The sequence below is a fragment of the Nonomuraea basaltis genome, from assembly GCF_005893125.1.
GTDB classification, from domain to species: Bacteria; Actinomycetota; Actinomycetes; order Streptosporangiales; family Streptosporangiaceae; genus Nonomuraea; species Nonomuraea basaltis.
The window spans coordinates 35906-50506 of the sequence record NZ_VCJS01000087.1; the positions used below are offsets into that span (position 1 = coordinate 35906).

Here is a 14601-nt window from a genome sequence, read left to right on the forward strand (position 1 = left end):
GAGTCGTCGCTTGAGGCACGCCGAAGGTTTATCGGCGTGTGTGGTCGGAGAGCATGCTGTCGAGCCCAGCCGTGGGTTCCTCCGACAGCCGCCTGCGGCCCTTCCTGCGCCAGTTGAGGTGGCCGCGGCTCTCCAGCCAGAGCAGCAACCGGTCGGCGCCGAACAGCACCGCGGCCGAGAACACGAGGGCGACGACAATCTCCATGTCTCCCAGTCAAGCCACGGTGCGCGGCGCCGGTCAGCCCGACACGCCGGTTAACCCGCCACCACCGTGCCTTCTGACGTACGCAGATGCCCTTCACCGGTATAGACCCACTTGGTGGACGTCAACTCGAGTAGCCCCATCGGCCCGCGCGCGTGCAGCTTCTGCGTGGAGATGCCGACCTCCGCCCCGAACCCGAACTCGCCCCCGTCGGTGAACCTGGTCGAGGCGTTGACCGCCACGGCCGCCGAGTCGACCAGCGAGACGAACCGCCGGGCGGCCCGCTGGGACCTGGTGACGATGGCGTCGGTGTGGCCGGAGCCGTAGCGCCTGATGTGCGCCACCGCCTCCTCCAGCGAGCCGACGACGGCGGCGGCGATGTCGAGCGAGAGGTATTCGGCGTAGAAGTCGTCCTCCGTGACGGGCACGACGCCGGAGCCGTGGCCGGCGATCCGCTCGTCGCCGTGCACGGTCACGCCCGCCTCGGCGAGCGCCCGCAGTGCCGCCGGCACGAACGCGTCCGCGACGGCCTCGTGCACGAGGAACGTCTCGGCCGCGTTGCACACCGACGGGCGCTGCGCCTTGGCGTTGACCAGGATCTGCACGGCCAGCTCCACGTCGGCCTCGGCGTCGACGTAGACGTGGCAGTTGCCGACGCCGGTCTCGATCACCGGCACCGTCGACTCCTCGACCACCGAGTTGATCAGCGAGGCGCCACCGCGCGGGATCAGCACGTCGACGAGCCCCCGGGCCCGCATGAGCTCCTTGACCGAGTCGCGAGTCTGCCCGGGCACGAGCTGCACGGCTCCCGCGGGCACCTCCGTGCCCTCCAGCGCGCCCTGCATGATCTTCACCAGGGCGGTGTTGGAGGAGTAGGCACTGGAGGAGCCCCTGAGCAGCACCGCGTTGCCGCTCTTGAGGCAGAGCGCGGCGGCGTCGACCGTGACGTTGGGGCGGCCCTCGTAGATGATGCCGATCACGCCCAGCGGCACCCTGAGCTGGCGCAGCTCCAGCCCGTTGGGCAGCGTGCCGCCCCGGACGACCTCGCCGACAGGGTCGGGCAGGTCGGCCACCTGGCGCACGGCCTCGGCGATCGCGCCGATCCTGGCCTCGTCGAGCCGCAGCCGGTCGATCATCGCCTCGGCGGTGCCCTGCGCCCTGGCCTGCTCGACGTCCTTGGCGTTGGCCTCGACGATCTCCGCCGCGTGCGCGACCAAGGCGTCGGCGACGGCGCGCAACGCCCGGTCCTTCGGCGCCCGCGGCAGCGGGGCCAGCTCGGCGGCGGCCTCTCGTGCCGCGCGGGCGACCTTCAGGAACTCTTCGGACATCACGTGCTCCTCGTCGAACTTAACTGTGGGCTTCCAGTATGACGATGTCATCGCGGTGGATGAGCTCGCGTTCATATTCAGGACCGAGCGCGCTCGCCAGCTCCCTCGTGGAGCGCCCGAGCAGATCGGGGATCTCGACGGCGTCGAAGTTGACCAGCCCGCGGGCCACCACCAGCCCCTTCGGCGCGCACAGGTCCACGGGGTCGCCCGCCGCGAAGTCGCCCTCCACCGAGGTCACCCCGGCCGGCAGCAGCGACTTGCGCCGCGTCACGATGGCCTCGACGGCGCCCTGGTCGAGGTGGAGCCGGCCGCGCCCGGTGGTGGCGTGCGCGAGCCACAGCAGGCGCGTGCCGGGGTGGCGGCCGCCGGGGTGGAAGTACGTGCCGACGTCAGCTCCGCTCAGCGCCTGGGCCGCGTGAGCGGCCGCGGTGAGCACGACAGGGACCCCGGCCCCGGTGGCGATCCTGGCGGCCTGCACCTTGGTCACCATGCCGCCGGTGCCGACGGAGGCGCCGTTCTTGCCCAGCTCGACGCCGGCGAGGTCCTCGGGCCCGCGGACCTCCGCCAGCCGGCGTGCGCCGGCGCGGCTGGGCGGGCCGTCGTAGAGCGCGTCCACGTCCGACAGCAGCACCAGCGCGTCCGCCCGGATCAGGTGCGACACCAGCGCCGCCAGCCGGTCGTTGTCGCCGAAGCGGATCTCGTCGGTGGCCACGGTGTCGTTCTCGTTGACGATGGGCACGATGCCCAGCTCCAGCAGCCGGGTCAGGGTGCGCTGCGCGTTGAGGTGGTGCGCGCGCCGCATCATGTCGTCGGCGGTCAGCAGGACCTGGCCGACGCGCAGGGAGTATCGCGCGAAGGAGGAGGTGTAGCGGGCGACGAGCACGCCCTGTCCGACGGAGGCGGCCGCCTGCTGGGTGGCGAGGTCGCGCGGTCGCGCGGTCAGCCCGAGCGGGCCGAGGCCCGCCGCGATCGCTCCCGAGGAGACCAGGACGATCTGCGTCCCGGTACGGCGCCGAGCCGCCAGCACGTCCACCAGAGCGTCCACCCGATCGACGTCGATCGTTCCCTGGGGGGTGGTGAGCGAGGAGGAGCCGACCTTGACAACGACCTTCGACGCTGAGCTGATCTGTTCCCGCACGTCTGGAAGCCTATCGCCCCGAAAAACCGGGCTCTGCTCCCGCACATCGGCGAGCCCGCCGTCCCCCATACTTCATTGACTGCATAACTACATTTGATGTAGTCATTTGTCCATGAGTGAACGCACTTACGTCGTCACCGGCGCCGCCTCGGGCATCGGCGCCGCCACCGCGGACCACCTGGCGGCCACAGGAGCGCGGGTGATCCGCTGCGATGTGCGCGACGCCGAGGTGATCGCCGACCTGGCCGCGCCGGAGGGCCGCGAGCGGCTCGTACCGCAGATCAGAGCGCTCTCCGGAGGAAGGATCGACGGCCTGATCGCCGTGGCCGGCGTCGCCCTGCCGTCGCCGCTCACCGTACGGCTCAACTTCTTCGGCACCCTCGCGACCCTGGAGGGCCTGCGCCCCCTCCTGGCCGAGTCCGACCGGCCCCGCGCGGTCGCGGTGTCCTCGCTGAGCGCGATCGTGGCCGCCGACGAGAGCATCGTCAAGGCCTGCCTGTCCATGGATGAGGAGTCCGCCGCAGCAGCCGCCATCAACGCCATCGAGGCAGGCCGGGGCCGCATCGTCTACCCGTCGGCCAAGCTCGCCCTCAACCAGTGGCTCCGGCGCGCCGCCGTCGCCCCCGGCTGGGCAGGAGCCGGCATCCCCCTGAACGCCGTCGCACCGGGCGTGGTGGACACTGATGCGGCCAGAAGGACGTTCCTGAACGACCCGGCCGCCCGCGCGTCGGTGGCCACGGCGATGCCCCAGCCCTTGGGCTTCCCCGGTCCGGTCGCCGCGATCGCGTCCCTGCTGGCGTGGACGGTGAGCACGCACAACTCCTTCATGACCGGCCAGATCCTGTACGCCGACGGCGGCGCCGAAGCCCTCCTGCGCCCATAGCGGCGATCAGCCACGCCACCCGAACCCAACCGCCCCAGGCTCCCCGCGGCACGGCCATCGCCCGCCGCATCCCCCGCAGCGGAAGGGCGGCCGTCCCCACATCCCGCGCCGGAGGCAGCCCTCTGCCGTCGCACGCCACATCCCGTGGCGGACGCCTCCGCCGTCGCCCGGTGCCATCCTCCGGCCGGGACAGGCCCGACCGTTCCGGTGGGGTCGCAGGACCCCTGCCCGGCCTACACGAAACGGTTGTCCGAGCCGCGCGGCCCCTGGCGTACCGACTCGGCGTTGAGCGTGGGCTGCCAGTCGAAGACGTAGCCGCCCTCCATGGGCCCGATGACCACCTCGGCACCGGCGGTGGCACCGGCCTTGGCCAGCTCCCCCTCGACGCCGAGCCGCTCCAGCCGATCGGCGAGATACCCGACGGCCTCGTCGTTGCTGAAGTCGGTCTGCCTGATCCACCGCTCCGGCTTCTCACCAGTGATCTGGAACATGTGCTCGTTGACCCGCCGCACCCGGAACCCGGCCTCCCCGAGCTGCTTGGGCCTGATCACCAGCCGCGTCGGCTCCTCGATCGGCTTGCTGGCCCGCGCCGCCGCGACCCACTCACCCATCGCGAACGTCAGCTCCCGCAACCCGTCATGGGTGGCCGCCGAGATCGTGAACACCTGAAGCCCCCGGGCCTCGAACTCGGGCGTGACCATCTCGGCCAGCTCCCGCGCGTCCGGCACGTCCGATTTGTTCAGCACGACGAGCCGCGGCCGGTCCTCGAGCCTCCCGTACGCCCGCAGCTCCGCCTCGATCACCTCGTAGTCGCTGATCGGGTCGCGCCCGGGCTCCATGGTGGCGCAGTCGATGACGTGGACGAGCATGTCGCACCGCTCGACGTGCCGCAGGAACTCGTGCCCGAGCCCCTTCCCCTGCGAGGCCCCGGGAATCAACCCGGGCACGTCGGCCACGGTGAACACGTTGTCACCCGCCGTCACCACCCCCAGATTGGGGATCAAGGTGGTGAACGGATAGTCGGCGATCTTCGGCTTGGCCGCGCTCAGGGCGGCGATCAGCGATGACTTGCCCGCGCTCGGGAACCCGACCAGCGCCACGTCCGCGACGCTCTTCAGCTCCAGCATGACGTCCAGCGCGTCACCCGGCTCACCGAGCAGCGCGAACCCGGGCGCCTTCCGCTTGGTCGAGGCCAGGGCGGCGTTCCCCAGCCCGCCGTGCCCGCCCTGGGCGATCACGTACCGGGTGCCGACCCCCACGAGGTCGACCAGCACCTCACCGCTGGTGGCGTCCTTCACGACGGTGCCGTTGGGCACGGGCAGGATCACATCGGCCCCGTTGGCGCCGTCCCGGTTGGACCCCTGCCCCTGCTTGCCGTTCTCGGCGTTGCGATGCGGCCGCCGGTGATAGTCGAGCAGGGTCGCGGTGTTGGGATCGACCTCGAGTATCACGTCGCCGCCGCGCCCGCCGTTGCCGCCGTCGGGGCCGCCGAGCGGCTTGAACTTCTCCCGGTGGATGGAGGCACACCCGTTCCCCCCGTCACCGGCCTTGATGTGCAGGACCACCTGGTCCACAAAGTCCGGCATGTAAGCACTCCCCCATCGCCCCACCAGGGGGCATCACATATCAAACACAAAGGCCCTGGAAAAGGCCAAGGGGTGGATCGAGACCGCTCGATCCACCCCTACTAAGCGATAAAACAACAATCCCCAGGTCGCGACGAGGAAAAGCTACTCCGCGACGGGAACGATGCTCACGGCCCGGCGGCCGCGCTTGAGGCCGAACTGCACGTGACCGGCGGCCAGCGCGAACAGCGTGTCATCGCCACCGCGGCCGACGTTGTCGCCGGGGTGGAAGTGGGTGCCACGCTGCCGGACGATGATCTCGCCCGCGTTGACCAGCTGGCCGCCAAAGCGCTTGACGCCCAGGCGCTGAGCGTTGGAGTCGCGGCCGTTCCGGGTGGACGACGCGCCCTTCTTGTGTGCCATCTCTAAACTCCCCGATCAGGCCTGGTCGATACCGGTGATCTTCACCTGGGTGTACCGCTGGCGGTGACCCTGGCGCTTCTTGTAACCGGTCTTGTTCTTGTACTTGAGAATGCGGATCTTCGGACCCTTGGTCTCGCCGAGGATCTCGGCGCTGACCGTGAACTTGCCCGCCTCCGTGGTCACGTCGCCATCGTTGACGACGAGCACCGTCGGCAGCGAAACCGAAGAGCCGACCTCGCCGGCGACCTTGTCCACCTCGAGGACGTCACCGACGGAGACCTTCTGCTGCCTGCCGCCGCAACGAACGATCGCGTACACCGCGGAACCCTTCTACTGACTCACTGTTGATTGCTCTGCGATTCTCGGCCACACCCACGAAGGGGTGGCCGCCGAATGCTGCGCCCATCATTCGGTCTGTCTCGAACCGACGAACCGAGTAGGCGTGCCAACAGGGCACGTCACCTGACGCACCGATTCACCAGGGTACCGGATTAACGGTGCCCTAGGCGAACCGGACGGATCGTCGGAGTCCGCCGAAACTACTCGGCGGACTTGGCTCGGCGGGAGCGTCTCCGCCCCCTGCCGGAAGTCTGGCCTGCCTGGTCGTCCTCAACCGGGACGTCTTCAAGCGCACCGGTCACCGTATCACGGCTGCCGGAGTCCTTCGCCGCGGAAACCTTGTCGGAGACCACCTTCTCGACGGCCATCTTCCCCTGGGTGCCGCGCGGTTCAGGCTTGGCCTCTACCGGCTCGGTGTGGACGATCAGGCCGCGCCCGTTGCAGCAGTCACACGGCGTCGAGAACGCCTCCAGCAGCCCCTGACCGACCCGCTTACGCGTCATCTGGACCAGGCCCAGCGAGGTGACCTCGGCAACCTGGTGCTTGGTCCTGTCGCGCGCCAGGCACTCCAGCATCCGCCGCAGCACCAGGTCACGGTTCGACTCCAGCACCATGTCGATGAAGTCGATCACGATGATGCCGCCGATGTCGCGGAGCCTGAGCTGGCGCACGATCTCCTCGGCCGCCTCCAGGTTGTTCCTGGTGACGGTCTCTTCGAGGTTGCCGCCCTGGCCGGTGAACTTGCCGGTGTTGACGTCGACGACGGTCATCGCCTCGGTACGGTCGATCACCAGCGAGCCGCCGCTCGGCAGCCACACCTTGCGATCGAGCGCCTTGCCGAGCTGCTCGTCGATCCGGTGCGACTCGAACACGTCTCCCTGGTCGCCGTCCCACTTCGACAGCCGCTCGCCCAGGTGCGGCGCGACGTACTTGACGTACTCGTCGACCGTCTCCCAGGCGTCCTCGCCCTGCACGACCAGCGAGGTGAAGTCCTCGTTGAAGACGTCGCGGATGACCCGGATGGTCAGGTCGGGCTCGGCGGACAGCAGCTCGGGCGGGCTGGCCGACTTGGCCTTCTTCTGGATGTTCTCCCACTGGGCGGACAGCCGGGCCACGTCGCGGGCCAGCTCCTCCTCAGAGGCGCCCTCGGCGGCGGTACGCACGATCACACCGGCGTTCTCCGGCATGACCTTCTTCAGGATGCTCTTGAGCCGCGTGCGCTCCTTGTCGGGCAGCTTGCGGCTGATCCCGGTCATTGAACCGTCGGGCACATAGACGAGGTAGCGCCCGGGCAGGCTGATCTGCGACGTCAGCCGCGCACCCTTGTGCCCGATCGGGTCCTTGGTGACCTGCACGAGCACGGACTGCCCGGACTTCAGCGCCGCCTCGATCCGCTTCGGCTGGCCCTCCATCCCGGCGGTGTCGAAGTTGACCTCGCCGGCGTACAGGACCGCGTTCCTGCCCTTGCCGATGTCCACGAACGCCGCCTCCATCGACGGCAGCACGTTCTGCACCTTGCCGAGGTAGACGTTGCCCACGTAGGACTGGCTGGCCTCGCGGTTGACGTAGTGCTCGACGAGCACGCCGTCCTCCAGCACCGCCATCTGCGTGCGGTCGCCCTGGCGGCGCACGACCATCATCCGGTCGACGGACTCACGGCGGGCCAGGAACTCCGACTCCGTGATGATCGGCGGGCGCCTGCGGCCCAGCTCGCGGCCCTCGCGGCGGCGCTGCTTCTTGGCCTCCAGCCTCGTGGAGCCGCGCACGCTCTGCACGCCGTCGGTGGCGGTGTCGAGCGAGGCCGGACGTCCGGAGCGGGGCGCGCGGATGCGTACCACCGTGTTCGGCGGATCGTCGCCGGCCGGCTCGGCGACCTCCTCCGTGCCGCGCCGACGCCGACGCCGGCGGCGGCGGGAGGTGGAGGTCTCCTCCTCCTGGGCCTCCTCGTCCTGCTCCTCGTCGGTGTCCTCGTCCTGCTCCTCGCCGTCCTCGGCCTCGTCGCGCTCGCGCGCCTTGCCGCGTCCCCGGCCGCCACGGCGGCGGCGACGGCGACGGCCGCCGCCTTCCTCCTCCTCCTGCTCGTCGGAGGTGTCGGCGTCGGTCTCGTCCTCGCTCACAACCTCGTCGGCCGGCTCCTCGGCCTCCTTCGCAGGCTCGGCGACCGGCTGCGGCGGCTCGGCGCGGCGGACCGCGACGGGCTTGGCCTGGCTGGGGTCGGGCGCCTGGAACAGCGGAGCGAAGATGGCCGCCGGCCGCTGGAACGCGGTGTCTGGCTGGTCCTGCCGGCGGGCCGTCAGCCCGAACGGGTCGGCGAGCAGGCTCGGCCGCACGGGCTCCTCGTCGAGGTCCTCGCCGGCGGGCTCGTCGTCGAGCGGCTCGTCCTCGGGCAGGATCTCGATGATGTCGTCTTCCTCGGCAGCGGCTTCGACGTCACCGCCGGAGACCACCGCCCCGGCAGCTCCGGCCTCGGCGTCACCGCGACCGGCCTGCGCCGCCTCAGGCTGCGCCACGGCGGACTCACCGGTGCGAACCTCCGCCCCGGCCTCGCCACCGGCGACCGCCTGGCCTTCGCCGAACGGCGCGGCCGCCTCGGCACCGCCGGAGGGAGCCGCCACCTCGGCGGCAGCGGCGGGAGCCTCTGCCGGCTCCGCCTTCTTGCGGGTGGCCCTGCGTCGCTTCACGGGCGCGGCCTCAGCGGGTGCCTCGGGAGCGGCGGCCTCGCCGCCCTCCGGGAGCGCTCCCGCGACTTCCGGCTCCGCCTCGGCGGCCTTCTTGGTGGTCGTACGCCGCCGCGTCGACGTGGCAGTGGACCGCGTCCTCGCGGCCCGCTTGGGCTTCTCCTCGGCCACGGCCTCGGCGACGGCGTCGGCCAGGACGCCCTCGGCAGGGCTCTCGGCCTCGGGTGCAGCGGCGGCGGTCGTGTCGGCAGCCGCGAGAAGGTCCGGATCGGGCTCACCGGCGGCTCTCTGGACGACGGTGCGCTGCACCGGCGCACCCTCCGCCACCGCCGGCGCGGCCTGCGCGGCTGGAACGGTGACCGGAACGGCGGCCGGCTCCTCGGGCAGCTCGGGCGGCGGACCGGCCGGGCGGCTGGCGGAGCGGCGACGCTTGGTCACCTCGGGCTGTTCAGTTGTCTCCCCGTCGAGGCCTGTGACCCCGGCGTTGGGCTCGTTGTCGAGCATGCGGGCGTTCTCCCGTCAGCTCCCGGGCGCGTCGCCGCGCCGCGCAGGAGCATCGTGTCTCGTTGTCCGCCCCCGCCTCCCGTGAGGAGGCGTGGGCGCCAAGTCCTGTCAGCGGTCGTGCCCGGCTCGCGCTGGGCCCGTCCTTAACCGGCGACGTACTCACCCACCGGCCCCGCCTCGCCGCCGCGCGTGTTATCGCGGTCCAGGTCGAGCGGGTCGGCAAGCGCACCGGTGCTGACGTCGAGCGGCCCCTGCGCCAGCCTGGTCACCTCGGGGGGAACCGGCGGCGCGAAGTCGGCCACAAGACGCAGCCCTGTGAGCACATCGTCGGGTCGAACGGCAGGCGTCATGTGCCGAACAACCATGCGCAGTATGACACACGGTCGTCCATGCACCTGAGCTGCGGTTCTGTCTGTTCCCTCGGACACCGTGAGCCCCAGCACGGCCTGCCGCGCGTCGAAGCGACGGGGTCCCTTCTTGGTGAGGCGCTCGACCTCCACGGTGCCCGCCGCGAGGAACTTCTCCGCCGCCACCTCGGCGAGCTCGCGATCGGCACCGGGCAGCCGCACCTCCCAGTCGGAGACCTCCAAGCGGTCGGCCAGTCCCCCCTGACCCGCCTCCACGACGTCGAGTACATCGAGCCCCGGCGGCAGCGACTCGTCCAGGCCGGATCTGACCTGCTCGGGGTCGCACGGCGTGGTAACACCGATCTCGAGGTATTCAGCTTCGCTGGCGACGCCTGTCGGCGCCGCGCCCGCGTAGGAGATCTTCGGGTGGGGCGAGAAGCCCGCGCTGTACGCCACCGGAATGCCGGCACGGCGGACCGCCCGCTCGACGGCCCGTGAGATGTCGCGGTGGCTGGTGAAGCGCAGGCGGCCGCGCTTGGCGTAACGCACACGCAGGCGCTGCACCGTGGGCGCGGGCGGAGGCCCTTCGGGAACAGGTTTCAGAGCTTGTCGTCCTTCCCTTGTAAGTGTTCCTTCGTCTCAGGATAAGCCGCCCCGGCGTATGGACGTGTACGCCGAGGCACGGCTCGCCCACTGAGCGCGCTAAACCACCGTAAGAGGAAGGAGTTTTCGCCCCGTGGGACCGATTTGAATTTCTGTGCCCATGGTCGGGCAGACGCCGCAGTCGTAGCACGGAGTCCAGCGGCAGTCCTCGACTTCAGCGCCGGAGACGGCCTCCTGCCAGTCCTGCCACAGCCATTCGCGGTCGAGCCCGGCGTCGAGGTGGTCCCACGGCAGGACTTCGTTCTCCTCCCGCTCGCGCGTGGTGTACCAGTCGACGTCGACCCCAGCCTTCTCGGCGGCCGCCATCCAGCGCTCGTAGGAGAAGTGCTCGCTCCAACCGTCGAACCTGCCGCCGTCCTCCCAGACGGCGCGGATCACCGCGCCGACCCGGCGGTCGCCGCGCGAGAGCAGGCCCTCCACGATCGAGGGCTTGCCATCGTGGTAACGGAAGCCGATCGCCCGGCCGTATTGCCTGTCGCCCCTGAGCGAGTCGCGCAGCGCCTTGAGCCGCCGGTCGACGGTCTCGTGGTCGGCCTGCGCGGCCCACTGGAACGGCGTGTGCGGCTTGGGCACGAAGCCGCCGATGGAGACCGTGCAGCGGATGTCGCGGCTGCCGGTCGCCTCGCGGCCCGCCTTGATGACCTTCTTGGCCAGGTCGGCGATGCCGAGCACGTCCTCGTCCTGCTCGGTGGGCAGCCCGCACATGAAGTAGAGCTTGACCTGCCGCCACCCCTGCGAGTAGGCCGTGGTGACGGTGCGGATCAGGTCTTCCTCGGTGACCATCTTGTTGATCACCTTGCGCATCCGCTCCGAGCCGCCCTCGGGCGCGAATGTCAGGCCCGAGCGCCTGCCGTTCCTGGAGAACTCGTTGGCCAGGTCGATGTTGAACGCGTCGACCCTGGTCGAGGGCAGGGACAGCGAGGTGTTGGTGCCTTCGTAGCGGTCGGCCAGGCCCTTGGCGATGTCGCCGATCTCGGAGTGGTCGGCCGACGACAGCGACAGCAGGCCGACCTCGTTGAAGCCGGACTCCTTGACGCCCTGCTCGACCATCGCGCCGATCGTGGTGATGGACCGCTCGCGCACCGGACGCGTGATCATGCCCGCCTGGCAGAACCGGCACCCGCGCGTGCAGCCGCGGAAGATCTCCACACTGAACCGCTCGTGCACCGTCTCCGCCAGCGGGACCAGCGGCTTCTTCGGATAGGGCCACTCGTCGAGGTCCATGACGGTGTGCTTGTGCACCCTCCACGGCACCTCGGGCCGGTTGGGCGCGACGCGCTTGACGCGGCCGTCCGGGTGGTAGTCGACGTCGTAGAACTTGGGCACGTAGACGCCGCCGGACTCGGCGAGCCGCATCAGCAGCTCGTCGCGCCCGCCCGGCCGGCCCTCGGCCTTCCACTCGCGGATGACCTCGCTGATGGCGATGGCGATCTGCTCCCCGTCGCCGAGCACGGCCGCGTCGAGGAAGTCGGCGATCGGCTCGGGGTTGAAGGCCGCGTGGCCCCCGGCGAGCACGATCGGGTCGTCCTCGCCCCGGTCCACGGCGCGAAGCGGGATGCCGGCCAGGTCGAGGGCCGTCAGCATGTTGGTGTAGCCGAGCTCGGTCGAGAACGACAGCCCGAGCACGTCGAAAGCGCGCACCGGCCGGTGCGCGTCGACGGTGAACTGCGGGACGCCCTCCGCTCGCATGAGCGCCTCGAGGTCCGGCCAGACGGCGTAGGTCCGCTCGGCCAGCGTCGCGGGCAGCTCGTTGAGGATCTCGTAGAGGATCGCCACACCCTGGTTGGGCAGCCCGACCTCGTAGGCGTCCGGGTACATCAACGCCCACCGCACGTCCGCGGAGTCCCAGTCCTTGACGGTCGAGTTGAGCTCACCCCCGACGTACTGGATGGGCTTCTGCACCTTGGGCAGCAGCGCTTCCAGGCGGTGGAAAATCGACTCGACAGGCATACCGTCCAGCGTAGCGGCGCTCAGACGGTGGCTGGTCCGGTGATGTCGATGTCGTTTCCGCTGAGCACCACGATGTGGTGCCCCTCGTAGCAGGTCAGCTCCACGGCGATCACGCCGCTCTCCAGGTTGTGCACACCGACGACGTGGTTCGCGGGCAGCAGGAAGCGCTCCTCGCACTCATCGCAATAGGCCAAGAACATATTTCTAATTAAACGACTGCCCGCGCACCCTGATGGCCTGCAGCAGCCCAATCGCAATGAGATTGGCAAACGTGGCGGTTCCGCCATACGACACGAACGGCAGCGGCAGCCCGGTGATCGGCATGATCCCGATCGTCATTCCCACATTGATGAACGTCTGGAACGCGAACCAGCACACGATCGTCCCGGCCACCAGCGTCCCGAACCTGTCCTCGCACTTCCTGGCGATCTTCAGCCCGCGCAGCAGCACCACGCCGAGCAGCAGCACGACCGTGACCGACCCGAGGAACCCGAACTCCTCTCCCGCCACCGTGAAAATGAAGTCGGTGTGCTGCTCGGGCACGAACCTGCCGGTCGTCTGCCCGCCGCCGAGCAGCCCCTTGCCCAGCAACTGCCCGGAGCCGATGGCGATCAGCGACTGCGTACTGTTGTAGCCCACCCCGCGCGGATCGACGCTCGGATCGACGAACGCGGTGAACCGCGCCACCTGGTACGGCTCCAGCATCTGGAAGTAGAACACCGCGAACACCCCCGCGGCAGCCACCACCGTCAGCGCCGCTATCACCCGCTTGCGCACACCCCCGATGATCAGCCCGGCGGCGGTGATCGCAGCCAGCACCATGGCCGTGCCGAGGTCGGGCTGGAGCATCACCAGCCCCATCGTGATCGACGCGGCGACGATCGCCAGCATGATGTCGAGCCCGCGCGGCCGATCGGTCCCCTCGGCCGGCTGCGCCAGCAGCATCGCGATCATCAGCAGCAGCCCGACCTTGGCGAACTCCGACGGCTGCACCGCGAAGCCCCCGCCGAGCAGGATCCACGAGTGCGACCCGTTGATCGTCGCGCCCAGCGGCGTGAGCACCAGCCCCAGCCCCACCAGCGACAGCAGGTACACCAGGGGCGCGTACGCCCGCATCGCCCGGTGGTCGACCATGGCCACCATCGCGCACAGCACCACCCCGATGACCTCGTTGAGCAGGTGCTTCTTCACCAGGCCCGTGGACCCGGGCGCCCAGGTCCTGGTGGACGACCACACCAGCAGCGTGCCGATCACGCACAATCCGGCCACCGCGACCAGCATCAGCCCGTCGAGCCTGCGTACGGTCGACTTCTCGTGCACCATGCGCTGCACGAGCGAGGGCCGCCGGACGGCGGCGGACCGGGCGATCATCCCCCGGCCACCGTTCCGTCGGGCGCGAACCTCGGCAGCCTGGTCACGAGCCTCCCGCCGGGCACGGCAGCCGGCCGCTTGATGCCGTAGATGCCCTCATAGATCTCCCGTACGGCCGGCGCCGCCGTCTGCGAGCCCATCCCGCCCTGGGAGACCATGACGACCACCACGTACTGCGGTTTCTGCGTCGGCGCGAACGAGGCGAACCACGAGGTGTCCTTCTTGCCCCACACCTCCGCGGTGCCGGTCTTGCCGCCGATGCGCACCTTGTTCATCGGGAACCCGGCGAACGCCCCCGCCGCGGTGCCGTCTGCGGCGACCTGGCTCAGCGCGTTCTTGATGTAGAGCCGCTCCTTCTCGCCGAGCGGCAGCTTGCCCACCACCGGCACCGGGAAGGTCCTGACCACCTTGCCGTCCGGGCGCACCTGCGCCCATCCGATGCGCGGGCTGCGCACCTTCCCGTCGCTCACCAGCGCCAGGTACGCCCTGGCCAGCTGCATCGGTGTCACCAGCACGTCGCCCTGGCCGATGGAGAAGTTGGCCGAGTCACCGGGCCGCAGCAGGAATCCCTCGGTGCAGTTCTCCAGCGCCAGCCGCTTGAGGAACTCGGCCCGCGCCCTGTCCTTCACCTCCGGATATCCCTTGCGCGACCGCTCGCAGTTGACCGCGCTGGTCTTGTTCCACAGGTCCTTCTTCCAGGCCCGGTCGGGAATGCGGCCGGCGGACTCGCCGGGCAGGTCAACGCCGGTCGGGCTGCCGAATCCGAACGACCTGGCCATGTTGGCGAACACTTCCTTCGGCGCCTTCTTCGGGTGGCGTCCGCCGTCCTTGAGGTATTGCTCGTAGGCGGCCCGGTAGAAGATCGTGTCGCATGACTTGACCAGCGCCGTGTGCAGGCTGAGCGTGCCCAGGCCGATGCCGCGGAAGTTGTTGAAGGCCCGGCCGCCCACCGTGTAGGAACCCGGGCACGAGTAGGTGCCGTTCAGCGGATAGCCCGCGCGGAGCATGGCCGACACGGACGAGACCTTGAACGTCGAACCCGGCGCGAACTGCCCGTTGATCGCCCGCGACACCAGCGGTTTGCCCGACTTGTCCGACAGCAGCCACTGGTAGCCACGCGTCGAGATCCCGCCCGCCCAGATCGCCGGGTCGTATCCGGGCTGGCTGGCCAGCGCCACCACCCGCCCCGTGCGCGCGTCCAGCACCACCC

At 70.2% G+C, this 14601-nt stretch carries 13 protein-coding genes; 1 reads left to right on the forward strand and 12 read right to left on the reverse strand.

Features of this window, described 5'->3' with window-relative positions; all coding sequences use genetic code 11:
• Window positions 1–28 precede the first annotated feature (28 nt).
• Genes EJK15_RS71065 through proB form a run of 3 tightly spaced genes read right to left on the reverse strand, consistent with a single transcriptional unit; the run spans window position 29 to window position 2668 of the window.
• Window positions 29–205 carry a hypothetical protein gene (locus tag EJK15_RS71065; protein WP_171074687.1) on the reverse strand — a complete coding sequence of 59 codons (177 nt, stop codon included), beginning with the start codon at window positions 203–205 and terminating at the stop codon, window positions 29–31.
• A 50-nt stretch (window positions 206–255) separates the two neighbouring features.
• Window positions 256–1530 carry a glutamate-5-semialdehyde dehydrogenase gene (locus tag EJK15_RS34135; protein WP_138714610.1) on the reverse strand — a complete coding sequence of 425 codons (1275 nt, stop codon included), beginning with the start codon at window positions 1528–1530 and terminating at the stop codon, window positions 256–258.
• A 19-nt stretch (window positions 1531–1549) separates the two neighbouring features.
• Complete coding sequence (gene proB / locus EJK15_RS34140; RefSeq protein WP_206061254.1) at window positions 1550–2668, reverse strand: glutamate 5-kinase; 1119 nt, start codon at window positions 2666–2668, stop codon at window positions 1550–1552.
• Window positions 2669–2780: 112 nt separating this feature from the next.
• On the opposite strand from proB, the gene EJK15_RS34145 reads away from it, so the two are divergent.
• Window positions 2781–3551, forward strand: a complete 771-nt coding sequence (locus tag EJK15_RS34145) for an SDR family oxidoreductase (protein ID WP_138714611.1) — start codon at window positions 2781–2783, stop codon at window positions 3549–3551.
• Between the two features lie 233 nt (window positions 3552–3784).
• Here the strand turns inward: EJK15_RS34145 and obgE are convergent, their stop codons facing one another.
• From obgE to EJK15_RS34190, 9 genes are all read right to left on the reverse strand, one after another.
• A complete protein-coding gene (gene obgE / locus EJK15_RS34150; protein WP_138714612.1) occupies window positions 3785–5137 on the reverse strand; it encodes a GTPase ObgE in 1353 nt (450 codons plus the stop codon).
• Window positions 5138–5281: 144 nt separating this feature from the next.
• The gene (gene rpmA, locus EJK15_RS34155) at window positions 5282–5539 is read right to left on the reverse strand and encodes a 50S ribosomal protein L27 (protein WP_090773491.1); all 258 of its coding nucleotides are present in this window, start codon (window positions 5537–5539) and stop codon (window positions 5282–5284) included.
• A gap of 15 nt (window positions 5540–5554) precedes the next feature.
• A complete protein-coding gene (gene rplU, locus EJK15_RS34160; RefSeq protein WP_049575732.1) occupies window positions 5555–5857 on the reverse strand; it encodes a 50S ribosomal protein L21 in 303 nt (100 codons plus the stop codon).
• A gap of 221 nt (window positions 5858–6078) precedes the next feature.
• Window positions 6079–9060 carry an Rne/Rng family ribonuclease gene (locus tag EJK15_RS34165; protein ID WP_240777388.1) on the reverse strand — a complete coding sequence of 994 codons (2982 nt, stop codon included), beginning with the start codon at window positions 9058–9060 and terminating at the stop codon, window positions 6079–6081.
• A 143-nt stretch (window positions 9061–9203) separates the two neighbouring features.
• The gene (locus EJK15_RS34170) at window positions 9204–9956 is read right to left on the reverse strand and encodes a TIGR03936 family radical SAM-associated protein (protein WP_240777389.1); all 753 of its coding nucleotides are present in this window, start codon (window positions 9954–9956) and stop codon (window positions 9204–9206) included.
• Between the two features lie 153 nt (window positions 9957–10109).
• Window positions 10110–12020, reverse strand: a complete 1911-nt coding sequence (locus EJK15_RS34175; protein WP_138714614.1) for a TIGR03960 family B12-binding radical SAM protein — start codon at window positions 12018–12020, stop codon at window positions 10110–10112.
• Between the two features lie 20 nt (window positions 12021–12040).
• Window positions 12041–12220 carry a hypothetical protein gene (locus tag EJK15_RS34180; protein ID WP_138714615.1) on the reverse strand — a complete coding sequence of 60 codons (180 nt, stop codon included), beginning with the start codon at window positions 12218–12220 and terminating at the stop codon, window positions 12041–12043.
• 4 nt (window positions 12221–12224) lie between these two features.
• Complete coding sequence (gene rodA / locus EJK15_RS34185; protein WP_138714616.1) at window positions 12225–13391, reverse strand: rod shape-determining protein RodA; 1167 nt, start codon at window positions 13389–13391, stop codon at window positions 12225–12227.
• Window positions 13388–14601, reverse strand: a 1214-nt coding sequence (locus EJK15_RS34190) for a penicillin-binding transpeptidase domain-containing protein (RefSeq protein ID WP_276615451.1), incomplete at its 5' end; no start/stop codon positions are given. The genes EJK15_RS34190 and rodA, both read right to left, overlap by 4 nt.

Bases quoted from the DNA above. Each gene is read 5' to 3' on its own strand.
- EJK15_RS34180 (WP_138714615.1), bottom strand. From the start codon at position 12,220: ATGTTCTTGGCCTATTGCGATGAGTGCGAGGAGCGCTTCCTGCTGCCC.
- EJK15_RS71065 (WP_171074687.1), bottom strand. From the start codon at position 205: ATGGAGATTGTCGTCGCCCTCGTGTTCTCGGCCGCGGTGCTGTTCGGC.
- rodA (WP_138714616.1), bottom strand. From the start codon at position 13,391: ATGATCGCCCGGTCCGCCGCCGTCCGGCGGCCCTCGCTCGTGCAGCGC.
- EJK15_RS34145 (WP_138714611.1), top strand. From the start codon at position 2,781: ATGAGTGAACGCACTTACGTCGTCACCGGCGCCGCCTCGGGCATCGGC.
- obgE (WP_138714612.1), bottom strand. From the start codon at position 5,137: ATGCCGGACTTTGTGGACCAGGTGGTCCTGCACATCAAGGCCGGTGAC.
- rpmA (WP_090773491.1), bottom strand. From the start codon at position 5,539: ATGGCACACAAGAAGGGCGCGTCGTCCACCCGGAACGGCCGCGACTCC.
- EJK15_RS34135 (WP_138714610.1), bottom strand. From the start codon at position 1,530: ATGTCCGAAGAGTTCCTGAAGGTCGCCCGCGCGGCACGAGAGGCCGCC.
- EJK15_RS34165 (WP_240777388.1), bottom strand. From the start codon at position 9,060: ATGCTCGACAACGAGCCCAACGCCGGGGTCACAGGCCTCGACGGGGAG.
- EJK15_RS34175 (WP_138714614.1), bottom strand. From the start codon at position 12,020: ATGCCTGTCGAGTCGATTTTCCACCGCCTGGAAGCGCTGCTGCCCAAG.